The organism is Spirillospora sp. CA-142024 (genome assembly GCF_050942325.1).
Classification (GTDB): domain Bacteria; phylum Actinomycetota; class Actinomycetes; order Streptosporangiales; family Streptosporangiaceae; genus Spirillospora.
Genome location: NZ_CP192077.1, coordinates 155,204 through 177,548 on the forward strand (window position 1 = coordinate 155,204; position 22,345 = coordinate 177,548).

21 protein-coding genes are annotated in these 22,345 nt (G+C 72.2%); 13 read left to right on the forward strand and 8 right to left on the reverse strand.

Annotated features, from left to right (window positions below; translation table 11 throughout):
• Nucleotides 1-59: 59 nt before the first annotated feature.
• On the forward strand, nt 60-938 hold the full coding sequence (locus ACQPZP_RS00780) for an endonuclease/exonuclease/phosphatase family protein (protein ID WP_433475683.1): 879 nt from the start codon (nt 60-62) through the stop codon (nt 936-938).
• Nucleotides 939-952: 14 nt separating this feature from the next.
• On the opposite strand, the gene ACQPZP_RS00785 is transcribed toward ACQPZP_RS00780, so the two are convergent.
• The 3 genes from ACQPZP_RS00785 to ACQPZP_RS00795 form a co-directional block, all read right to left on the reverse strand.
• Nucleotides 953-2,509, reverse strand: coding sequence for a long-chain-fatty-acid--CoA ligase (locus tag ACQPZP_RS00785; protein WP_433475684.1), 1,557 nt, complete (start codon nt 2,507-2,509; stop codon nt 953-955).
• 87 nt (nt 2,510-2,596) lie between these two features.
• The gene (locus tag ACQPZP_RS00790) at nt 2,597-2,767 is read right to left on the reverse strand and encodes a hypothetical protein (protein WP_433465650.1); all 171 of its coding nucleotides are present in this window, start codon (nt 2,765-2,767) and stop codon (nt 2,597-2,599) included.
• Nucleotides 2,768-2,818: 51 nt separating this feature from the next.
• Complete coding sequence (locus ACQPZP_RS00795; RefSeq protein ID WP_433475685.1) at nt 2,819-3,496, reverse strand: hypothetical protein; 678 nt, start codon at nt 3,494-3,496, stop codon at nt 2,819-2,821.
• Between the two features lie 144 nt (nt 3,497-3,640).
• Between ACQPZP_RS00795 and ACQPZP_RS00800 the strand changes: the two genes are divergently transcribed.
• Nucleotides 3,641-4,372 carry a response regulator gene (locus tag ACQPZP_RS00800; RefSeq protein ID WP_433475686.1) on the forward strand — a complete coding sequence of 244 codons (732 nt, stop codon included), beginning with the start codon at nt 3,641-3,643 and terminating at the stop codon, nt 4,370-4,372.
• Complete coding sequence (locus ACQPZP_RS00805) at nt 4,369-5,484, forward strand: sensor histidine kinase (protein ID WP_433475687.1); 1,116 nt, start codon at nt 4,369-4,371, stop codon at nt 5,482-5,484. The genes ACQPZP_RS00800 and ACQPZP_RS00805 overlap by 4 nt, the downstream gene beginning before the upstream one ends.
• Nucleotides 5,485-5,496: 12 nt before the next feature.
• Here ACQPZP_RS00805 and ACQPZP_RS00810 read toward each other — a convergent pair whose 3' ends face one another.
• The gene (locus ACQPZP_RS00810) at nt 5,497-5,850 is read right to left on the reverse strand and encodes a hypothetical protein (protein ID WP_433465654.1); all 354 of its coding nucleotides are present in this window, start codon (nt 5,848-5,850) and stop codon (nt 5,497-5,499) included.
• A gap of 210 nt (nt 5,851-6,060) precedes the next feature.
• Here ACQPZP_RS00810 and ACQPZP_RS00815 point away from each other — a divergent pair, with 210 nt between their 5' ends.
• Nucleotides 6,061-6,396 (forward strand): STAS domain-containing protein, encoded by a 336-nt coding sequence (locus ACQPZP_RS00815; RefSeq protein ID WP_433465655.1) that lies wholly within the window; start codon nt 6,061-6,063, stop codon nt 6,394-6,396.
• 140 nt (nt 6,397-6,536) lie between these two features.
• On the forward strand, nt 6,537-7,268 hold the full coding sequence (locus ACQPZP_RS00820) for a glycosyltransferase family 2 protein (protein WP_433475688.1): 732 nt from the start codon (nt 6,537-6,539) through the stop codon (nt 7,266-7,268).
• A gap of 1,377 nt (nt 7,269-8,645) precedes the next feature.
• Here ACQPZP_RS00820 and ACQPZP_RS00825 read toward each other — a convergent pair.
• Nucleotides 8,646-10,880 (reverse strand): hypothetical protein, encoded by a 2,235-nt coding sequence (locus ACQPZP_RS00825; protein ID WP_433475689.1) that lies wholly within the window; start codon nt 10,878-10,880, stop codon nt 8,646-8,648.
• 65 nt (nt 10,881-10,945) lie between these two features.
• On the opposite strand from ACQPZP_RS00825, the gene ACQPZP_RS00830 reads away from it, so the two are divergent.
• From ACQPZP_RS00830 to ACQPZP_RS00845, 4 genes are all read left to right on the forward strand, one after another.
• On the forward strand, nt 10,946-12,271 hold the full coding sequence (locus ACQPZP_RS00830) for a glycosyltransferase 87 family protein (protein WP_433475690.1): 1,326 nt from the start codon (nt 10,946-10,948) through the stop codon (nt 12,269-12,271).
• The gene (locus ACQPZP_RS00835) at nt 12,271-12,729 is read left to right on the forward strand and encodes a DUF4446 family protein (RefSeq protein ID WP_433479531.1); all 459 of its coding nucleotides are present in this window, start codon (nt 12,271-12,273) and stop codon (nt 12,727-12,729) included. The genes ACQPZP_RS00830 and ACQPZP_RS00835 overlap by 1 nt, the downstream gene beginning before the upstream one ends.
• Before the next feature lie 118 nt (nt 12,730-12,847).
• A complete protein-coding gene (gene pheA, locus ACQPZP_RS00840; RefSeq protein ID WP_433475691.1) occupies nt 12,848-13,786 on the forward strand; it encodes a prephenate dehydratase in 939 nt (312 codons plus the stop codon).
• A 69-nt stretch (nt 13,787-13,855) separates the two neighbouring features.
• Nucleotides 13,856-14,575, forward strand: coding sequence for a DsbA family oxidoreductase (locus ACQPZP_RS00845; protein WP_433475692.1), 720 nt, complete (start codon nt 13,856-13,858; stop codon nt 14,573-14,575).
• A 177-nt stretch (nt 14,576-14,752) separates the two neighbouring features.
• Here ACQPZP_RS00845 and ACQPZP_RS00850 read toward each other — a convergent pair whose 3' ends face one another.
• Entirely contained in the window at nt 14,753-14,959 is a 207-nt protein-coding gene (locus tag ACQPZP_RS00850) for a hypothetical protein (RefSeq protein WP_433475693.1), read from the reverse strand.
• Between the two features lie 186 nt (nt 14,960-15,145).
• Here ACQPZP_RS00850 and ACQPZP_RS00855 point away from each other — a divergent pair, with 186 nt between their 5' ends.
• From ACQPZP_RS00855 to ACQPZP_RS00865, 3 genes are all read left to right on the forward strand, one after another.
• Nucleotides 15,146-15,946: a class I SAM-dependent methyltransferase gene (locus ACQPZP_RS00855; protein ID WP_433475694.1), complete on the forward strand. Its 801-nt coding sequence runs from the start codon at nt 15,146-15,148 to the stop codon at nt 15,944-15,946.
• Between the two features lie 52 nt (nt 15,947-15,998).
• On the forward strand, nt 15,999-17,258 hold the full coding sequence (gene serS, locus ACQPZP_RS00860; RefSeq protein WP_433475695.1) for a serine--tRNA ligase: 1,260 nt from the start codon (nt 15,999-16,001) through the stop codon (nt 17,256-17,258).
• 129 nt (nt 17,259-17,387) lie between these two features.
• Nucleotides 17,388-18,191 (forward strand): Cof-type HAD-IIB family hydrolase, encoded by an 804-nt coding sequence (locus tag ACQPZP_RS00865; protein WP_433475696.1) that lies wholly within the window; start codon nt 17,388-17,390, stop codon nt 18,189-18,191.
• A gap of 46 nt (nt 18,192-18,237) precedes the next feature.
• Here the strand turns inward: ACQPZP_RS00865 and ACQPZP_RS00870 are convergent, their stop codons facing one another.
• Both ACQPZP_RS00870 and ACQPZP_RS00875 read right to left on the reverse strand, forming a co-directional pair.
• Entirely contained in the window at nt 18,238-18,768 is a 531-nt protein-coding gene (locus ACQPZP_RS00870) for a bacterial proteasome activator family protein (protein ID WP_433465665.1), read from the reverse strand.
• Between the two features lie 13 nt (nt 18,769-18,781).
• On the reverse strand, nt 18,782-19,738 hold the full coding sequence (locus tag ACQPZP_RS00875) for an NAD(P)H-quinone oxidoreductase (RefSeq protein WP_433475697.1): 957 nt from the start codon (nt 19,736-19,738) through the stop codon (nt 18,782-18,784).
• A gap of 160 nt (nt 19,739-19,898) precedes the next feature.
• Here ACQPZP_RS00875 and ACQPZP_RS00880 point away from each other — a divergent pair, with 160 nt between their 5' ends.
• Entirely contained in the window at nt 19,899-22,328 is a 2,430-nt protein-coding gene (locus ACQPZP_RS00880) for an AAA family ATPase (RefSeq protein ID WP_433475698.1), read from the forward strand.
• The last annotated feature ends 17 nt before the right edge of the window (nt 22,329-22,345 follow it).

The window sequence follows — 22,345 nt, forward strand, 5'->3', positions numbered from 1 at the left end:
TCTTGATGTGGTGAGATTCCGACGTCACCCCCGCAGATTCCCCCCAATCTGGAGAACGTGTGCGATCCCCCCGCGCCCTGATTCCCCTGCTCTCGGTCTGTGCGGCCGCCGCGGTCGTGACCGCGGCCGCCACCGGCGCCAGTATCGAGGGCCTGCCGGGCGGCGGAGGCCCCGCCCACGCCGACGGTGCCGCCCCGCGCCCCGCCGCCGTGACGATCAACGCGATGAGCTGGAACGTCTGCGCCGGCCCCGGCTGCCCGTCCGGGGCGGCGCCCGACCGGCTCGCGAAGGAGATCGTCCAGCGGATGCGGGTGACCGAGGTCGGGGGGCGCAAGGTCAGCACGAACGCCGTCCTCCTCCAGGAGGTCTGCGAGGGGCAGGTCCGCACGTTCAAGAAGACGCTGGACAAGTGGACCTGGGCGTTCGCTCCGTCCCCCGGCAATCCGGCCTGCGCGCAGGGGCAGGGCGGCCTCGGCGTGGCCATCGGCACCGACGCGCCGCTCACCGAGCACCGGCAGACCAAGCTTCCCGCCCCCGCCGGCCAGGCGCGCATCGCCCTGTGCGGCGAGGTCGCGTCCTGGGCGACCCGCGTCTGCGTCACCCAGCTCGGCACGTCCGAGGACGCCCAGTGGCGCCGCAAGGAGGCCGGCGCCCTGACGACGCTCGCCGGCTCCGGCCGCGTCCTCGTCGGCGGAGACCTCGCCGACCGCCCGGAGAGCCCGTCGCTCGACCCCCTCTACGGGGCGTACGCGGAATGCGACCAGTCCGGCTCGTCCCGGACGGGCGCGATGACCCGGCAGAACTGGCAGGGCACCGCGGTCGAGAAGACCGACTACCTCTTCATCACCAGGTCGGCCGCCGTCTCCTGCAGTGTCCCCGCCGCCCGCACCAAGACCTCCGACCACCGCCCCCTCTCAGCGGTGGTCCGCTACCAGTAACCGCCCACGGCCGCCTAGTGCACTTCGCGGTCTTTCCCTTGCCAGTAGGGGGCGCGGAGTTCGCGTTTGAGGATCTTGCCGGTCGGGTTGCGCGGGATCTCGGCGCGCCGCTCGATTGAAGTGGGGCACTTGAAGTGGGCGAGGTGTTCCCGGCAGTAGTCGATGATCTCCTGGTCGGTGGCGTCGCCGGACGCGACGACGATCGCCTTCGGGGTCTCACCCCACTTCTCGTCCGGGACGCCGATGACGGCGCAGTCGCTGACGTCCGGGTGGCCCATCAGGACGTTCTCGACCTCGGCGGGGTAGATGTTCTCGCCGCCGGAGATGATCATGTCCTTGACGCGGTCGTGGATGTAGAGGTAGCCGTCCTCGTCGAGGTAGCCGGCGTCGCCCGTCCGGAACCAGTTGTCCGCGGAGAGGGCGGTCGCGGTCGCCTCCGGCATTCCCCAGTAGCCCTTCATGTTCTGCGGCGTCCGGCAGAGGATCTCGCCGACCCGGCCGGCGGGGACCTCCTCCTGGGTGCCCGGGTCGACGATCTTGAGGGTGGTGGTGGGGTTGGGCAGCCCGGCGCTGCGCAGCCGGTGCGCGTCCGGACCGTCCGGGTCGTGGTCCTCGGCGGGCAGCATCGTGATCGCGCCGGTGACCTCCGTCAGCCCGTACACCTGCATGAAGCCGGTGTCCGGCAGCATCGCCATGGCGCCGCGCAGGACGTCCTCGCTGATCGGGGACGCGCCGTACAGCATGAGCCTGAGGCTCGACAGGTCGCAGGCGGTGACCTCGGGGATCAGCGGCATGAACTGCAGCAGCACCGGGACGAGGAAGATGTGCGTGACCCGGTGCCGCTCGATCCCCCGCGCGATCGCCGTCGGGTCGGGTTCGCGCGTGAGGACGCCGGTGAGGCCGTTGTAGATGACAGAGATCGTGAGCACGTTGCCGGCGACGTGGTACATCGGCATCGCGACCATGAGGATGGACGACTCCTCGATGCCCCACTTGTCGTTGGTCGCCGAGAGCGACGCGAGGAAGTTGTCGTGCGTCAGCATGACGCCCTTGGGCAGGCCCGTCGTGCCGGACGAGTACAACTGGACGAACACGTCCCCTGTGTCGGGTTCGTACTCGGGCGTGGAGGCGGGCGCGGCGTCGATCCAGGCGGCGTAGTCCTGGTAGGCGGGGCCGGGGGCGTCGATGACCGCCGTGTGCGCGGTGTGCTCCAGCTTTCCGGCGATCGCGTCCAGGACGGGGACGAACTCGGGGCCGACGACGAAGACCTTGGCCTGCGCGTTGTTGACGATGTAGGCGACCTCGTCGGGCGCCAGCCGGTAGTTCACGGGGACCTGGGCGGCGCCGATCCGGGCGGAGCCGAAGAGCAGTTCGGCGTATTCGAGGGAGTTCTTGTCGAGGATCGCGACCCGGTCGCCGGGCCCTACGCCGGCGGCGGACAGGGCCGCGGCGACGCGGTCCACGCGCCGGTCGAAGTCGCGGTAGGTGATCTCCTGGTCGCCCGCGATGTACGCGACGCGATCGGGATTCGCAAACGCGCGTTCGCGCAGCACTCCGTCAAGACCTGGCACGATGGGCCCCTTCGCCGATGACCGCCTGGTTGTCCCGGCATCATGCGGTCACCCGCGACGCGGCGGCAAGGGGAACCGGGCGCTCGCCTAGCGGCTTTTCGACATCTTGGAGACCGCGGTCACGGCGAGTACCACCACGACGGCGATGAGTCCGATGAAGAAGAACATCTTCAGCATCGAGAAGATCGCGCCGATCACGGTGACCCCCAGCCAGATCGCGAGGATCACACCGAGGATGGTCAGGATCGTCTTAGCCATGTCTCCACGGTAGGCGTTCGCCCCGCCGAGGTCATCACTCTCGGGAACGACCTAGGCCCCGCCGTTCGGCGGAGGCGCACCCTGAGGCCCGCCAGGGGCCTGACCCTGACCCGGGCCGGGGGCGGGGCCGGGCGGCTGGTACGGCGCGGGCTGCTGCCCGGGGAACGGCGGCTGCCCGGGAGCCGGGGGCTGGCCGGGAGCGGGCGGCTGCCCGGGGAACGGCGGCCCGGCCGGGGCGCCGAACGACCCGCCCGGCGGGCTCCACGGCTGGGAGGCGGCGCCGCCGGTCTTGGCCGTCAGGACGCGCAGTGTCGCGAGCCCGCCCGCCACCGCGCACGCGAGCAGTTGGTACGCCTGGAACCGCGTGAAGGCGGGCTTCAGCACGTCCGTGATGAGGCCGTCCGGCACCTCGTGCAGGGAGAGCGTGACGCCGATGACCACGCCGATCCGCACCCCGACCTCCATGGCGACGAACGCGGAGACCGCCGCCAGGATCGGGGCGAGCGGCCCGCGGGGCCGGGTGAGCAGCACCGCGGCCCCGAGCACGAGGCCGGTGAACAGGCACGTGATCAGGAAGAAGGCGGTGGACGTCCGGAAGCCGACCATGGTGGGCGACACCCACGCCCGCGCGGTGATGAAGACGGCGGCGACACCGGTGGCGAGCGCGCCGCCGATGAGGATGAGTGCGATGACCCCGCCGTTGGAGGTCGCGGTGCGTGTTTGCGCCATTGGGCTATTAAAGCGACGTTCGTCCGATAACGCAGGTCGCCCGGCCCTCGGAACGACGTGTCACGTCTTACAACGCCGTGTCAGTTCTTACAGGGTGATGACGGGACGTGAGCGGCGGGCCCTCGGCGGCTTAGCGTGAGAGGGGTGAACTCCGTGACCCACGCCGGCCGCATCCTGGTGGTCGACGACGACCCGACGGTGGCCGAGGTCGTCGCCCGCTACCTCGCCCGTGACGGGCACGAGGTCGTCTGTGTCGCGGACGGCCGGGCCGCCCTCCGCAAGGCGGTCGACCAGCCGCCCGACCTGGTCGTCCTCGACCTGATGCTGCCCGGGATGGACGGCCTGGAGGTGTGCCGGCGGCTCCGCGAGACCTCGACCGTCCCGATCGTCATGCTGACGGCGCTCGGCGCGGAGACGGACCGGCTCATCGGGCTGGAGACCGGAGCCGACGACTACGTGACGAAGCCGTTCAGCCCGCGCGAGCTGGCGCTGCGGGTCCGGTCGGTGCTGCGGCGGGCGCGGGGCGCGCTCGTCCCGGCCGGTCCGTCCGGGCCACTCCGCGACGGCGACCTGATCGTGGACGTCGGCGCGCACGAGGCGCATCGCCGCCGCCCCGGCGGGGCCGGGGAGCGGCTGGCGCTCACGTCCCGCGAGTTCGACCTGCTGGCGTTCCTGCTGCGCCATCCCCGGCAGGCGTTCACCCGCGACGAGCTGCTGGAACGCGTCTGGGACTGGACGTTCGGCGACTCGTCCACGGTGACCGTCCACGTCCGGCGGCTCCGCGAGAAGATCGAGGACGACCCGGCCGCGCCGCGCCGCATCGTCACCGTCTGGGGCGTCGGCTACCGCTACGAGCCCGCCGGGGACCAGCGATGATCCCCTTCGAGGACCTGCTCTGGGTCGTCTTCTACGCGGCCCTCGCCGCGTTCGCCGTCGCGGCCGTGACCCTCGGCGTCCTGCACGTGCTGCGCGGACGCTCGGTCGCCACGCAGCTCACCGTCGTCGGCGCGGCGACGGTGCTGGCGACGATCTCCGGCATCCTCGTCATCTCGTTCATGATGCTGCTGAACGACCATGACCGGTCGGTCGTGCTCGCCGTCGTGACGTCGGCCGGCCTGGTGGCGATGGCGGTGTCGTACCTGCTCGGCCGCCGGCTGGTGGCCGCGAACCGGACCCTGGTCGAGGCGGTCCGCGCGGACCGGTTCCGTCCCCCGTCCGCGCACCTCCCGGCCGAGCTGGCCGAGCTCTCCCGCGAGCTGGAGGCCGCCTACGACCGGCTGGCCGCCGCGCACGAACGCGAGCAGACACTCGAAGCGAGCCGCCGCGAGCTGGTCGCCTGGGTGAGCCACGACCTGCGCACCCCGCTGGCCGGCCTCCGCGCGATGGCCGAGGCCCTGGAGGACGAGGTCGTCGCGGACGAGAAGACGATCAACCGCTACCACGGCCGCATCCGGGTCGAGGTGGAACGGCTGACCGAGATGGTGGACGACCTGTTCGAGCTGTCCCGCATCCATGCGGGAGCGCTGCGCCTGTCCCGGGAGCGCGTCGGCCTCGCCGACCTGGTCGCGGAGGCGGTCGCGGGCGCCGAGGCGCTGGCCCGCGCGAAGGGCGTCCGGCTGCGCGGGGACGTCCGCGCGGGCATGCCCGTCCAGGTGGACGCGGGCGAGCTGGGCCGCGCGCTCCGCAACCTCGTCGTCAACGCGATCCGGCACACGCCGAGCGACGGCGCGGTGGAGGTCATCGGCGAGATCCGCGGCGGCGAGGCCCGGGTGACGGTGGCGGACGCGTGCGGCGGCATCCCGGAGGACGACCTGCCGCGCGTGTTCGACGTCGCGTTCCGCGGTGAGGCGGCGCGCACCCCGGGCGGCGGCGCCGGCCTCGGCCTCGCGATCGCGCGGGGCATCGTGGAGGCCCACGCCGGCAGGATCGGCGTCGCCAACGACGGCCCCGGCTGCCGCTTCGAGGTCCGCCTTCCCCTCACCGTCTGACGGGCGGGCCGGTCAGCGGTCGAGGGCGTCGGAGATGGCGCGGTAGGTGGGGCAGGGCCAGCGGGACATGCAGGCGCGGCACCGGCGGATGGGGCGGTCGGGGTCGCTGGTGATGCCGCCGGACTCCTGCGGGCGGTGCAGGTCGATGAGGCGGAGGCCGAGGTCGGCGAACGCGATGACCTCTTCCCGGGCACCGGCGAGGAAGGCGAGGTCCTCGCGGGACAGGCGCGTTCTGATGGGGACGAAACCGTTCTTGTTCACCAGGCGGGACAGCACCTGGGTGGACGTCCGCCACGAGCTGGACTTCGCCGAGCGCGTCCGGATCGTCTCCAGCCGCTCGCGCAGTCGACCATGCCGCTGTTGCACCTGCTCAGCCTCTCCTACTCGGGGCGCCCGTGCGGTGCGAACTCGCCAGAACGGCGGGCGGTCGCAGACCTGGAATCGCGACATTACGGTGGGTAGTACTCAAAGCGTGCGGGACTGGCAAGGCGGCGACACGCCCCGGAAACACCCAAGGCGCAGGGGAGTTGGCGAACCGCCTGGCCCGCGGGCCGTTCCCGAGATAGTGTGCCGCTCGTGGAGCTAAACGTCTCGACCACGTCGCAGGGAGGTCACGCCGTCGTCACGGCGACCGGTGAGCTCGACCTGTACACCGCGCCCAGGCTGCAGGCGGCCCTCGCGGGACTGCTGCGCGACCAGGTCGACCGCATCGTGGTCGACCTGAGCGGCGTCGAGTTCTGCGACTCGACGGGCATGAACGTGCTGCTTGCGGCCATGAAGCGGCTCAAGGAGCAGGGCGGCGCGCTGGAACTCGCCGCCCCGCGCCCGGCCGTGAAGCGGATCCTGCAGGTCACCGGGCTCGACACCGTGTTCACCGTGACCGACGCCGCACCGGTCCTGGACGCCGGCTGACCCCTGCGACGAACGATCCGACCGGGCCGCGGCCCCGCGGGTGAACTCCCGGGGTCGCCGCGCGGTCTCGCCGGTAACGGGTTGAGCCGTTCCCGGCGCCATGCGGCATCGCCCGCCCTTCGCCGACTACGATCGCGGATATGCAGGACGTAGCGGTGATCATCCCGGCCAAGGACGAAGCCGATCGCATCGCGGCCACCGTCAAGGCCGCGCAGCAGCTGCCCGGCGCCGGACTCGTCGTGGTGGTCGACGACGGCTCGTCCGACGGCACCGGGCGGGTGGCCCGCGACGCCGGCGCGCGGGTCGTGCGGCACAGCCGCAACCGGGGCAAGGGCGCCGCGATGGAGAGCGGCGCCGAGGCCGTCCGGCTCCTGGACGAGGACCACGACCAGCCCCGCCACCTGCTGTTCCTGGACGCCGACCTCGCCGACACCGCGAGCGAGGCGGCCCCCCTGGTCGAACCCGTCCGGGCCGGCGACGCCGACATGACGATCGCGGTGTTCACCACGACGGTGAAGCTCGGCGGGCACGGGTTCGTCGTGCGGCTGTCCCGCGACGGGATCCGCCGCGCCACCGGCTGGGAGGCCACCGCGCCGCTGAACGGGCAGCGCTGCCTGACCCGGGCCGCGTTCGACGCCGCGCTGCCGCTCGCCGCCGGGTTCGGGGTCGAGACCGCGCTCACCATCGACCTGCTGCGCGCGGGTTTCCGGGTCACGGAGGTGGAGGTGCCGCTCGCGCACCGCGCCACCGGCACCGACTGGCGCGCCCAGCTGCACCGCGCCCGCCAGTTCCGGGACGTGGCCAGAGCGCTCGCCGCGCGCGAGCCGGCGGTGGCCAGGGGGCTGGACCGCCTGCGCGGCAGCCGCCCGTGACCCGTCTCGGGACGGGCGGGCTGTGCGGGATCGGGGCCGGCCTGGCGTGCTTCGCCGCCACCGCCCTGCTCGGCCCGTCGGTGTTCGAACCCGGGCTGGAGGGCCCGCGCGGTGAGCCGCCGTACGCGCTGAACGCCCACCCGTCGCCGTACCTGGTGATCGGCCTGGTCGTCGCCGGCGTCGTCGCGAGCGCGCTGGGGCTCGGCCTTTGCCTCGCGGCCGTCCGGAAGGGCTGGCGGATGCGGGCCCTGCCGCTGGTGGCGGCGGGCCTGCTGGCCGCGGTCGCGTTCATGTTCATGCCGCCGGTCGGGTCCACCGACCACCTGAACTACGCGTCCTACGGGCGGATGGCGGCGACGGGCCACGACCCGTACCGGACGAGCGCCGACGACCTGCCGAAGGATCCGGTCGCCGGGGCGCCCGAGGAGTGGCGGACGACACCGTCGGTGTACGGGCCGGTCGCCACCGGCGGGCAGGCGTTCGCCGCGTGGATCGGGAGCGGCTCGGTCCGGCTGACCGTGTTCGTCCTGTCGGTGCTGAACACGCTCGCGTTCGCGGTGACCTCGCTGATCCTCTACCGGACTGCCAAGAGCGAGGAACGGCGGCTCCGCACGGCGCTGCTGTGGACGTGCAACCCGCTCGTGCTGTTCCACCTGATCGCGGGCGCGCACAACGACGTCCTCGCGATCGCGCCGATGGTGGCGGCGCTCACGGTTCTCGGCGGCACGGTTCTCGGCGGCCGGACGGGCTGGCTGCGCGGCCTCGCCGCCGGGGCGCTCGCCGGGCTCGGGACCGCGATCAAGCTGCCCGCCGCGCTCGTCGCCGGGGGACCCGTCTGGGCGCTGCTCCGCCGGACGTGGACCGTGCGCAGCCTGCGGCCCATCGGCGCCCTGCTCGCGCTGCTCGGCGGCGGCCTGGCCGTCACGGCACTGTCGTACCGGCTCGCCGGGCCGCACGCGCTCGACCAGGTCCGCGAGGCGAGCAACATGGTGTCGTTCGCGACCCCCTGGCACCTGCTCGACGAGTCGCTCGGCCGGGGCTCGCAGCGGAACATCATCAAGACGGGCTCGATGCTCCTCGGGCTGGTGCTGTTCCTGCTGCTGATGCGCGCCCTGCCGAAGGAGGACCCGGCGGGCGGGCAGGACGCGCAGGACGCGGAGACCCGCCGGGTCGCGGTCGCCATCGTCCTCGCGTGGCTCCTCGCCGCCCCCTACTCCCTGCCCTGGTACGACGGGTTCGGCTGGGCGCTGCTGGCGCTGCTCCCGTGGACGCGGATCGACTGGATCCTGCTCGCCCACACCACCGCGCTCAGCCTCGCCTACCTGCCGGCCCGCGCGCCCGCCCGGATCCGGCTGCCGGACGACCTGGAGTGGCTGTTCACCGTCGTTCGGCCGACGGTGATCCCGTGGACGCTCCTGGCGATTCTGACGGCTCTGGTGGCGGCGTGTCTGCGTTCCTCAGATCGATCTCCAGCGACCGGAGCCCCGCGGCGAGCATCAGCGGGGTCGCCAGGCTGAACGCCACCGACAGGATCACCACGCCCGAGTCGTTCACCAGCGTGCCGATGACCCCGACGGCGAGCGCGCAGATCAGCGCCGGGCGCATCGTCAGGCTGTGCTCGTAGGCGCCCTGCAGCAGCGACACCCGCCACCGCGTCGGCCGCGCCAGGACGAAGAACAGGAACACGACGGCGGCCGCCAGCGCGAGGGTGTACGGCCAGTACCCCAGGCTGTTCAGCATCGCGTCGAACTTGCGGGTGACGACGCCCCAGGCGTCCCCGTCCATGAGGTCCTGCCAGAACCGGCCGAGGTGCGTCGGGTTGGCGGACCGCGCGTTCAGGTACGAGATGAACAGCACGAGCACGACGCCCGCGAGGAAGAACACGCCGAGCTTCGGCGCCGACACGCGCTTACCGGCGACCATCAGACCGAGCATCGCGAACGCCGGGACGATCGCCAGCACCCCGCCGAAGTCGCTGCCGAAGGCCGGGAGCCCGTCCACGGCGACCGTGAACGCCCCGATCGCCGCGACGATCCCGACCGCGACGGCCTTGCGCTCCCGGCGCAGCGGGTACTCCGTCAGCCACGCCGCCGTCAGGATCGCGGCGACGGCGAACAGCGAGAACGCCTGGTTGCCGAAGCCGTAGAACCGCCCGGCGACGAGGGCGGTGTAGCCCATCAGCGTGTTGAGCTGGAGGGACGAGCCCGTCATCACGTCCACCGCGAGGACGAGCGCGGTCACCCCGGTGATCACGAGCCCGGGGACGACCGTGGAGCGGCGCCACGGCCCGGCGAGCGCCACGCCCGTCAGCAGCCCGCCGAAGCCGAGCACGGTGCAGATCAGGACGGCCGTCGGATGCTCGGCCCGCCACCACGGCAGCAGCCCGGCGAGGAACGACGCGCCCGGAGCCGCCCCGCCCAGCAGCGCGATCACGCGGGTGCCGCCCAGTATCCGGGCCCGCGAGCGGCGGTCGCCGCCGAGGCGCCGCAGCGCGAGCACCGCGACCCCGTACAGGACGAGCTGCGTCGCGAACAGCACCCAGTAGAACGACGTCTGGACGTTCCGGATCGCCTGGGCCGCGACGTCCTCGTCCATGAGCGCGTCGACCCGGTCGTGGGCGGAGGCCGTCGACGGCTGCGCGCGCCACACCGATCCGACGGCCTGCTTCGGCTGCTTCAGCCCGAGCAGCTTCAGCGTCGTCGCCGTGAGGTCGGTCAGCGTGACCAGGCCGTCCTGCCGGGTGGCGCTCGACGTCATGTAGCCGGGCTCGTACGGGCCGCCCTTCGCGACCGCGACGCGCAGGTGGGGGTTCACGCCGGTGTCGGACAGCCCCGCGACCAGGACGGTCGTCCCCTCGGGGAGGCCGGTGACGACCTGGCCGACCCGGCGGTCCGCGGCGGCCGCCGCGGCGGTGCGCTTCTCCTCCGTCAGCGGGACCTGGTCGCCGTGCGGGTCGACGCCCGCGTCGATGTAGGCGCGGAACAGGTCGTCCACGTCGACCGCGGCGAGGCTGCAGCGCGCCCAGTCGGCCGCGGTGACCTTGTCGGGGGACTCGACATAGCGGTCGACCCGTCCGCCGCCGTTGCCGACGCCGAACACCGCGCCGGGCCCGACCGCCATCGTGCAGCCGCCCGCCTCGTGCACGGCGTCGCCCAGCAACCCGATCTGCGCGTGGTAGTTGGTGCCCGCGTTGTCGCTCTTGATCGCCGGCCAGCCGGCGGCGACGGCGCCGCCCGCGGGCGGCGGGCCGGTGGGGGAGTCGTGCCCCGGCAGGATCGGCGCGGACGGCAGCGCGCAGTCGCCGTGCGGCAGCCGGGACCGCTGCCCCGCCGACAGCGTCAGCCAGCCGTCGGTCGGGCACGTGTTGACCCGCGTCGTGCGGACGCTGAGGCCGGCGGCGGAGCCCTGCGAGGTCAGCCCCCACAGGGCGGGGGTGTCTTTCCGGGTGATGTCGCTCCACATGAGCCCCGGAACACCGATGATCACCACGCGCCCGGTGGGCGCGGACCGGGCCGGGGTCCCGGCATGGGCGGCGGACGGCCCGAGGACGGCGGTCAGCACCGTGACGAGGGTCGCGAGGAACATGGTGATCTTCGTTCCCCGGGGAGTCATGGCGTTCAGGTTACAAGAGCCCCACCATCGGGTAGGGGCCATATCCTGCGGCTGTGGACGGTCTCATGGCGCAAGATGTCGGTGAAGCCCGTGCCGGGGCCGCACCCGCCGCCTCGCGGCGGAGCTTCCTTGACCTGCTGATCCTGCTCGCCGGGGCGGCCGTGGCCGTGGCCGCCGTCACACCGATCGTCCGGCAGTGGCTCGGAAATCAGCCCGACCAGCGGCTCGTCGACCTCGAGGTCTACCGAGAAGGCGGGCTGGCGGTCCTGCGCGGCGCCCCGCTGTACGACTTCCTCACCCAGCCGCCGCAGCTGCTGCCGTTCACCTACCCGCCGATCGCCGCCGTCCTCGCCGTCCCGTTCACGCTGCTGCCATGGCGCGCCGCCCAATGGGCGTGGACGGGGCTGATCTACGTCTCGCTGGTGATCGTGGTCTGCTACGCCTTCCGCGACCTCATCCGCCGGACGGGACGCTGGGCGCCGCTCACCACCGGCGTCCTCGTCGCGGCGACGGCCTGGCTCGACCCCGTCCGCGACCAGGTCCGGTTCGGGCAGGTCGGGCTGTTCCTGCTCGCCATGTGCCTGGCCGACTGCTGCGCCCGCACGGCCCGCTGGCCGCGCGGCATGCTCGTCGGCCTGGCCCTCGCGATCAAGCTGGTGCCGGGCGTCTTCCTCATCTACTTCCTGATCACCGGGCGGCGGGACGCGCTGGTCAACGCGCTGCTCACCGCCGTCGTGGCCACGCTCGGCGGGTTCGCGCTGCTGCCGTCCGACTCGTCCGGCTACTGGTTCGGAGCGCTGCTGCAGGGCGGCGACCGTACGGGCGCGGTCGACGGCACCACCAACCAGGCGATCCACGGGATCGTCGCCCGCGTGCTGGACGACGGACCCGCCCGGACACTGGTGTGGCTCGCCCTGGCCGTGGTCGTCGCATGCGCCGGGTTCGCATGGGCGCGCCGCGCGACCCTCGCCGCGGACGCCGCGGCCGGCGCCGGCGCCGACGCCTACAGCCTCCTCCTCGCCGGGGTCGCGATCGTCGGGCTGCTGTCCGTCGTCCTGTCCCCTGTGGGATGGATTCACCACCTTGTGTGGATGATCGCGGTAGTCGGTGCTTTGGCCGGTGATGGACGGGACACGCGAAGATGTCTTTTCGCGGTCGGGCTCTGGCTGTTGTTCCTGTTCCCGATCCCCTGGTGGGCGCGGTCCCTGATCGGCCCGAACCACTCCCTGGTCACGGTTTTCACGGGCCAGGTCCTCCGCGATTCGTTCGGGATCGCCGCCCTCCTGTCGATCGTGGTCCTCGGAACCTGGCTCGTGAAACGGCTCGATCCGGACAACCGCGTCGCAGATCCTTCGCAACCGCAGGTCGGGGTGGGTACGCTCGCCCCGTGATGCTTGTCGCGGTGGCCGTCGCGGGTTTGGTCGCCGGGGTCGCGGGGCTGTCCATCGCAGTTGTCGCGCACAACCGGGTGAACCAGGTCGTCGACGAGTGCGGGGAAATGCTCAGGCGCCAGCTCCAGGTCGCGAGCGGCTCGGTGGACGAGCGCGCGCTGCGCGACCTCGCCATCGTCCACTACGACGCGCTCAAGGAGATGTCGGGACACCGGTCCTTCTCGCTCGCCCTGATCAACGCGGTGGGGGACGGCGTCGTCGTCAGCTCCATCAACGGACGGACCGAGACGCGCACCTACGCCAAGGCGGTGCACGGCGGGCACGCCGTCGAGTCGCTCTCCCCCGAGGAGAACCAGGTCCTGCGCGCGGCGCGGCTCGGCAAGGGCCCCGTCATCTCGATGGACGACCCGCTCCCCGACTTCGGCAACGGCGAACGCACCCACACCGCCCGCGCCTGACCGGGCGCCGCCGGTGTCCTGAAGCCCCGGCTTTACCCGCCGGGAAGTAAACTCGGGTTTCTCGCCTTGCCTCTAGGCGTTTTCCGCACACCCGAAACAGACGCACCCGGGAGACCCCGTGACCGCAGACGACAGGCCAGCGCGCTACGCCTACCTGGGTCCGCGGGGCACGTTCACCGAGGCCGCGCTGCTCACCCTCCCCGGCGCCGCGAGCGCCGAGCACCTCCCGTGCGCGACCGTCCCGGCCGTCCTCGAAGCGCTCCGCGGCGGAGAGGCCGACACCGCCGTCGTCGCCCTGGAGAACTCCGTCGAGGGCTCCGTCCCGACCACGCTGGACGAACTGGCCACCGGCGAACCCCTCCAGATCGTCGGCGAGATCCACCTGCCGGTCTCGTTCGCCCTCCTCGTCCGTCCCGGCACGACGCTGGACGACATCAAGACCGTCGCGTCCCACCCGATCGCGCAGCCGCAGTGCCGCCGCTGGCTCCTGGAGAACGTCCCGGACGCCGAATGGCGCGCCGCGACGTCCAACGCCGAGGCCGCCCAGCACGTCGCCGACGGCCACTACGACGCCGCCCTCGCCGGCTCGTTCGCGGCGGCCCGCTACGGCCTGTCGATCCTCGCCGAGGACATCCACGACGTCGCCGACGCCGTCACCCGCTTCGTCGTCCTGCACCGCCCCTGCACCCCGCCGCCGCCCACGGGCATGGACAAGACGACCGTCGTCGCGTTCATCGGCGAGGACCACCCGGGCGCCCTGCTGGAGATCCTCACCGAGTTCTCCGTCCGCGGCATCAACCTCACGCTGATCCAGTCGCGCCCCACCGGCGCCGGTCTCGGGTCCTACCTTTTCTGGATGGACTTCGAGGGCCACGTCGCCGACGCCCGTGTCGGCGAGGCCCTGATGGGCCTGCGCAGGGTCTGCTCCGACGTCCGCTTCGTCGGCTCCTACAGCCGTGCCGACCAGGTCCGCCCCGAGATCCGCCGCGGCACCCACGACAACGACTTCACCGAAGCCGCTGCCTGGGTCAACGCCATCCGCACCGGCCACGCCTGAGCCCGCCGCCGGAAATCAAACGGCACTACGGCTTGTTGCACGATGGACCGTCCCGAGAGAGGTGTCCCCGTGCGCGTTGAGATCTGGACCGATGTCGTGTGCCCCTGGTGCTACCTCGGGAAGCGGCAGTTCGAGCAGGCGCTGGACGGGTTCGAACACCGCGACGAGGTAGAGGTGGTCCACCGGGCCTTCCAGCTCGACCCGTCGTTCCCTCACGGCGAGACCGTGGACGTGGCCGACATGCTCGCGGAGAAGTACGGGATGTCGCGTGACCGCGCCGTCGAGATGAACCGGGAGATGGAGCAGCGCGCCGCTGCGGTCGGCCTGGAGTACCACCTGGAAGGCGGCCGTGCGGGCAACACCGCCGACGCGCATCGGCTGATCTACCTCGCCGGCGAGCGCGGAGTGCAGGACGCGGTCGTGGAAGCCCTTTTTAAGGCCCACTTCACCGACCAGCGCTCGGTGTTCGACCGCGACTCGCTCGTGGACGTCGTGGTGGAGGCGGGACTGGACGCGGCGGAGGCGCGCGACGCGCTCACGTCCGGGAAGTTCGCCGCCGAGGTGGACGCCGAGCAGCGCGCGGCGCGGGACATCGGGGCGACGGGCGTGCCCTTCTTCGTCATCGACCGCCGCTACGGCGTCTCGGGCGCCCAGCCCTCCGAGACGTTCACGCAGGTCCTCGACCAGGCCTGGGCGGATGCGAACCCGGCACCGACCATGATCGGCGACGCCGCCGACACCTGCACCGACGATGGCTGCGCGGTCCCGCCGCCGAACACCGCCGACTGACGCGGGGCACATCCCGCACGGCGGGGACATGGACGGCTTTGTGCCGTGCCTGGAGCAAGTGAACTCGTCACGAGCGCGATCCGTACGGGACGGGCGCCGACGGCGAGGTTGTGCGAACCACCTGCCGTTCAGCAGAACGCACCGGAGCGTCAGTTGCTGGTGTAGATGAAGGCGTTACTAGTCCTCTATGTAGCCCTTCATCTGCTCGGCAGTGGCGTCACGGTCGGCGCCGGGCTTGACTTCGCCCACCTTCTCGCCGCCGTTACCGCCCTTGATGACGTCGGTCGTCTTGAGCTCGCGGTCGGCGATGTGACGCGCCCGGTCACCCTCCCACTTGGGGTCGTCCTTCTTGGCCGGGTTGATGTGGTACTTCGGCCTCGTCATTTCAGCTCCCTCGGTTTGTCCTGTGATGGCCCGAGTGCCACCACGCTCGTGACGGTCCAGCCCAGTGGCTGCGTTGCAACCGCGACCTCGGCCAGGGCGGTGCGAGCCGCCCGCCGTCCGATCGGCTCACCGGCTACGTGGACGGGCGGTGGCCTACGCCCACTGACGTAGGCTGCGGTCGTGGTGATGGACTTCGATCTTTACGAGCGGGAGTTGTGGACGGGGCGGGCGTCCGCGTACGAGCGGGGGTTCGCCCATGTCACCCGGTACATGGTCGAGCCGCTGCTGGACGCGGCCGGGGTGGCGGACGGGACGCGGTTCCTCGACGTCGGGACGGGGCCCGGGGTCGTCTCGCTGGAGGCGGTCCGGCGGGGCGCGCGGGTGTCGGCCGTCGACGCCGAACCGGGCATGGCGGAGACGGCGCGCCGTAACGTCCCCGGGCTGGACGTGCGGGTCGCCGTCCTGCCCGGCCTGCCGTTCGAGGACGGGACGTTCGACGCGGTCGCCGGCAACTTCGTCATCAACCACGTGGGCGAGCCGGACGTGGCGCTCGGCGCCCTGCGGCGGGTGCTGCGGCCCGGCGGGCGGCTGGCGCTGACCTGCTGGGTGATGCCGGGCCGCGGGGCGCTGGCGATCGTCCGGGAGGCGATCGAGGCGGCCGGGGTGCCCTGGCCGGACGACATTCCCGCGACGCCGTTCATGGAGTACGGCGAGCGGGCGGAGTTCCGGCGGCTGGTCGTGGAGGCCGGGTTCGCCGAGGTGGCGGTCGAGGAGGTGACCTGGGAGCACGTCGTCGACCCCGAGGAGTGGTGGGAGACGGGCGCGCTGTCCAGGGTCGGCACGAACGGCGTCATCGTCGGACGGCAGGACGCTCCGACCGTCGCCCGCATCAAGACCGAGTACGACCGGATCATCTCCGGGTACGCGGTGCAGGACGGCAGGGTCGCGCTTCCCGCGCACGCGCTGCTGGCGAGCGGCGTCCGCTGACACCGGTGATATCCGCGCGCGCAGGCGGGTGCGGGCCGGTAGCCTCGGGTCTGTGATTGACCTGCGAGCTCTTCGAGAGGATCCCGAGCGGCTGCGCGCCTCGCAGCGCGCCCGCGGTGAGGATGACGCCGTCGTCGACAGGCTGCTGGACCTGGACGGGAGGCGCCGCTCGGCGCTGACCTCGTTCGAGCAGCTGAGGGCGGAGCAGAAGAGTTTCGGCAAGTCGGTGTCCAGGGCGAAGGGTGAGGAGCGCGACGCGCTGCTCGCCCGCGCCAAGGAGCTGGCGCAGCAGGTGAAGGAGCGCGAGGCCGAGGCGGACCGGCTCGGCGAGGAACTCGACGCGGTGCTGAAGGGCGTCCCGAACCTGATCGAGGAGGGCGCCCCGCCCGGCGGGGAGCAGGACTTCGTCGTCCTGGAGCACGTCGGCGAGCCGACCGCGTTCGACTTCCAGCCGAAGGACCACCTGGAACTGGGCGAGAGCCTCGGCGCCATCGACATGGAGCGCGGCGCGAAGGTGTCGGGCGCCCGGTTCTACTACCTGACGGGCGTCGGCGCGCGGCTCCAGTACGCGCTGCTGAACCTCGCCATGGAGCAGGCCGTCGCGAGCGGGTTCGTCCCGATGTACCCGCCCGTGCTGGTGAAGCCGGAGGCGATGGAGGGCACCGGGTTCCTCGGCGCGCACGCCGCCGAGGTGTACCAGCTTCCGCAGGACGAGCTGTACCTGGTGGGCACGTCGGAGGTGCCGCTCGCGGCGTACCACATGAACGAGATCATCGACGAGCTGCCGCGGCGGTACGTGGCGTGGTCGTCGTGCTTCCGCCGCGAGGCCGGCTCCTACGGCAAGGACACCCGCGGCATCATCCGCGTCCACCAGTTCGACAAGGTGGAGATGTTCTCGTACTGCGACCCGGCCGACTCGCACGCCGAGCACCTGCGGCTGCTGGAGTGGGAGAAGGAGATGCTCGCCAAGGTCGAGATCCCGTACCGGGTGATCGACGTGGCGGCGGGCGACCTCGGCTCCAGCGCGGCCCGCAAGTACGACTGCGAGGCGTGGGTGCCGACGCAGAACACCTACCGAGAGGTCACCTCGACGTCGAACTGCACCGAGTTCCAGGCGCGCCGCCTGGCGGTGCGGCACCGCGACGCGGACGGCAGGAACCAGCCGGTCGCGACGCTGAACGGGACGCTGGCGACGACCCGCTGGATGGTCGCGATCCTGGAGAACCACCAGCAGGCCGACGGTTCGGTGCGAGTCCCGGAGGCGCTGCAGAAGTTCCTGGGGCAGGAAGTCCTGGAGCCGGTCAAACGCTGAGGATTCGCTGCACGGGGCCCGTCCTGCCCAGGACGGGCCCTTTCGCTTCCAGGGGCCGAGGGGCCTGGTCGGCGGACGACGTGTCACACGCCTGTCCTAGGGTGTGTCCCATCTGCCCAGGAAGGTGACATGTCCAAGTCTTCGCCGCGCGTGATCGCCACTGACCTCGACGGGACGATCGTACGCTCCGACGGGACGATCTCCGCCCGGACCGTCGCCGCCCTCGCCCGGGTCGAGCGGGCCGGGGCGATGCTCGTCATGGTCACCGGGCGGCCGCCGCGCTGGATGACGGACATCGCCGCCGCCGCCGACCACCGCGGCGTCGCGATCTGCGCCAACGGCGCCGTGCTCTACGACCTGCACACCGAGACCGTCCTGCAGGTCAACGAGATCCCGCCGGACGTGCTCGCGGAGACGATCGGGCGGCTGCGCGGCATCGCACCGGAGCTGCGGTTCGCGGTGGAGTACCCGACCGAGTTCGTGTTCGAGGCCAGCTACCACCTCGGCCGCTGGGACGCGACGGCGCTCGGCGGCCGTCCCGTCGACGAGGCGGAGCTGGTCGCCCGCGGCGGCGCCAAGCTGCTCGCCTTCCACCCGGACGCCGATCCCGACACGCTGTCGGAGAAGGCGATCCAGGCCGTCGGCGACCTCGTGACCGTGACCCACTCGTCCGGGCGGGGCCTGCTGGAGATGAGCGCGCTCGGCGTCACGAAGGCCAGCGCCCTCGCCGACCTGTGCACCGGGAAGGGCATCGCGTCCGACGACGTCACCGCCTTCGGTGACATGCCCAACGACCTGCCGATGCTGACCTGGGCCGGCACCTCGTACGGGGTCGCGAACGCCCACCCGCTCGTGCTGGCCGCCGTGACGCACAAGACGTCCCGCAACGACGACGACGGCGTGGCCGAAGTACTGGAACGCCTCTACCCATAGCGACGGCCGCACCCCCCTGCTGCGGGATGCGGCCGTGGTCGCGTCTTTACAGGTAGGGGCCGGACGAGCGGTGCCCAGGCTGCTCTTCCTCCGGCATCATCCCGGCGGGCAGGGCGCGGCGCATCTGCTCAAGCTGCGCGCGGGCCGCCATCTGCTGGGCGAACAGCGTCGTCTGGATGCCGTGGAACAGGCCCTCCAGCCAGCCGACGAGCTGCGCCTGCGCGATCCGCAGCTCCGACTCGCTCGGCACGACGCCCTCGGTGAACGGCAGCGACAGCCGTTCCAGCTCCTCGACGAGCTCGGGCGCGAGGCCGTCCTCGAGCTCCTTGATGGACGACTTGTGGATCTCCCGCAGCCGGGCCCGGCTCGCCTCGTCCAGCGGGGCGGCCTTGACCTCCTCCAGCAGCTGCCGGATCATCCCGCCGATCCGCATGACCTTCGCCGGCTGCTCGACCATGTCGGTCACCGACTTGCCCTCGGACTCGCCCTCACCGCCGCCCTCGACGGCGATGCCGTTCGGGCCGAGCACGAGCACCTGAGGTTCCTGTTCAGACTGGTTCTTCGAAGGCTCGCTCATAATTCCCCCATACTCACACGGTCAGCAGGATCTTGCCGACGTGACCGCTTTCTTCGAGCACCTCGTGCGCGTGTGCCGCCTCCGCCATGGGGATCCGCCGGTCGATGACCGGCCGGACCTTTCCCGACTCCAGCAGCGGCCACACGTGCTCCCGGACGCCGGCCACGATCTCCGCCTTCTCCTCCGGCGGACGGGCCCGCAGCGTCGTCGCGTGCACCAGCGCCCGCTTGCGCAGCAGCGCGCCGATGTCCAGCTCCGCCTTCGCGCCGCCCTGGAGCCCGATCACCATCAGCCGGCCGCCGACGGCGAGCGCGTCCACGTTCCTCTTCAGGTACTTGGCGCCGATCAGGTCGAGGATCACGTCGTAGGGGCCGCTCTCGGCGAAGTCGTCCTCGCGGTAGTTCACGGCGACGTCCGCGCCGAGCTCCCGGCACCTGTCGGCCTTCTCCGCGCTGCCCACCGTCGTCACCACCCGAGCGCCGCGCGCCTTGGCCAGCTGGATGGCGAACGTCCCGATGCCGCTGCCGCCGCCGTGCGCGAGCAGCGTCTCGCCCTCGCGCAGGCCGCCGAGCGCGAAGACGTTCGACCACACCGTGCACGCGACCTCCGGGAGCCCGGCCGCCTCCACGACGTCCACCCCGCGCGGCACCGGGAGCACCTGCCCCGCGGGGACCGCGACGCGTTCGGCGTAGCCTCCGCCGCTGAGCAGCGCGCACACCTCGTCCCCGGCGTTCAGGCCGGTCACGTCCGCGCCGACCTCCGCGATCCGCCCGGACACCTCCAGGCCCGGGTACGGGGGAGCGCCCGGCGGCGGATCGTAGAAGCCCATCCGCTGCATGACGTCGGCGCGGTTCACGGCGCTCGCCGCGACCTCTATCAGCACCTCACCGGGCTTCGGCGCCGGATCCGGGACCCGCGCCCACTCCAGGACGTCGGCGCCTCCCGGCTCACGGATCACGATCGCATGCATACCGATCACGCTACCGGCCCCGGGCAACGCGCCTCGGGGTCGGGCAAGGGCGATCTACGCTTGGGATGCGTGGTATTGGCACACCGGTATCCTGCCTGGGGGCCATTTTGCCCACCTGCACCGTGGTGATCATCAGAGGCGTGCCCGAGGGGGATGTACGGTGGCGAGGAACGAGCACGACGGGCGCTCCCTGGAGGAGCGGCTGGCCTCTCTGGACGCGATGAGCGGCGACACGTCAGGGCCGTCCCCCGCCCCCGAAGGGGAACAGGCCCCGGAGCAGGAGCCCGCCGAGCAGGAGAACGCGCCGCCCGCGGCCGAGCCGCCGGCGGGGCAGAACACACCGGACGCCCAGGACGACCTGGACGACGACTCCTGGTTCGCCGCACCCACCGCCTTCCAGGGCACCCCGGAGGCCGTCACCCCGCCGCAGCCGCCGCAGCCCTCGCCCTCGCCCTACGACGGCGGCCCCATGCCGCAGCCGTTCGACGGCGGCATGCTCCCGCCGCCGTACGCGGGCCCGGGCGGCTACCAGGGTTTCGAACAGCCGCAGCCGCCGCAGTCGTCGCCGTACGACGCCAACGGCAACGCGACCCCTCCTCTCGACCAGCTCCCGCCCTACCCTGGCGACCAGTTCAGCCAGGAGAACGCGCTCGGCCAGTCGTACCAGCCGATCGACCCCGCCACGGGCCTGCCCTACCCGCAGGACACCGACGCCTCCGGCCAGCCCTACGTCCCGGTCGACCCGAACACGGGCCGCCCCCTCCCCCCGGACCCGAGCGGCGGTCAGCAGTTCCCGCCGGTGGATCCGAACACCGGCCAGCCGTTCGCGCCGGACCCGAACATGGGCGGTCAGCAGTTCCCGCCGCTCGACCCCAACACCGGTCAGCCGTTCGGGCATGACCCGAACACCGGTCAGCCGTACGCGCCCGTTGACCCGAACACCGGTCAGCCGCCGTTCGCGCCGGATCCGAGTGCGGGCGGTCAGCAGTTTCCGCCGGTGGATCCGAACACCGGCCAGCCGTACGCGCAGGATCCGAACATCGGTGGCCAGCCGTACCAGCCGTTCGATCCGAACACCGGCCAGCCGTACCCGTCCTTCGATCCGAACACGGGCCAGCCGTTCGGGCACGACCCGAATGCGGGTGGCCAGCAGTACCCGCCGATGGGCCCGTCCACCGGTCAGCCGTTCGGGCATGACCCGAACACCGGCCAGCCGTACGCGCCCGTTGACCCGAACACCGGTCAGCCGCCGTTCGCGCCGGACCCGAGTGCGGGCGGTCAGCAGTTCCCGCCGATGGATCCGAACACCGGCCAGCCGTACGCGGCCGACCCGAACATCGGCGGCCAGCAGTTCCCGCCAGTGGATCCAGGTACGGGTCAGCCGTTCGCGCAGGATCCGAACATGGGCGGTCAGCCGTACCAGCCGTTCGACCCGAACACCGGCCAGCCGTACGCGGCCGACCCGAACGCGGGCGGGCAGCCCCATCCGCCCGTCGACCCGAACACCGGGCAGCCCTACCAGCAGCCGGGGTACGGGTACCCGGCCGGTCCGCCGCAGGATCCGGGGCAGTACCCGCAGGCGCTCAACCAGATGATGCGGCCCGACCATCCGGGCCAGCCGCAGCAACACCCGCATCAGCCTCAGCAGCCGCAGAGCACCGACAACCTCAGCTCCGAGAACCTCCTCGGCGAGCGCCGCATCGCGCCGTCCTCCGGCTGGCGGCGGGCGGTCTACAAGGCGACCGCGGGGAACATCCATCCGGGTGAGTCGCAGACCGACGTTCGCCGCAAGGACCTGATCGCGCGGGCGCGGACCATCGTGTCGGGCGGGCATCACCGCGTGGCCGTGATGTCGCTGAAGGGCGGCGTCGGCAAGACGACCACGACCACCGGCCTCGGCTCGATGCTGGGTTCGCTGCGCGGCGACCGGGTCATCGCGGTGGACGCGAACCCCGACCGGGGGACGCTGTCGGACAAGGTCCGGCTGGAGACCGCCGCGACCGTCCGGGACCTGCTCAACAACCGCGAGCAGATCCATCGGTACGCCGACGTCCGCGCGTTCACCTCGCAGAACGAGGCGCGCCTGGAGATCCTCGCGTCCGACCGCGACCCGGCGGTCAGCGAAGCGTTCAGCGCCGACGACTACGCGGCCGTCGCCGTCGTGTTGGAGCAGTACTACTCGGTCTGCATCACCGACTGCGGCACGGGCCTGCTGCACTCGGCGATGGCGGGCGTGCTCAGCCTCGCCGACCAGCTCGTCCTGGTCAGCTCCCCGTCGGTGGACGGTGCGCGCTCCGCGAGCGCGACCCTCGACTGGCTGGAGGCGCACGACCACGGCCACCTCGTCCGCAACGGCGTCGTGGTCCTGTCGATGGTCCGCAACCGCACCCGCAGCCAGGTCGACCTGGACAAACTCCAGTCCCACTTCGAGAGCCGCTGCCGCGCCGTCGTCCGCATCCCCTACGACGACCACCTGGAAGAGGGCGCCGAAGTCGAGCTGGAGCAACTCGCCCCCGGGACCCGCGAGGCGTACCTGAATCTCGCCGCCGTGGTCGGCGACGGCTTCGCCTTCCAGCGTCCCCAGTCCTGATCTGCCGCTAGCGTTGC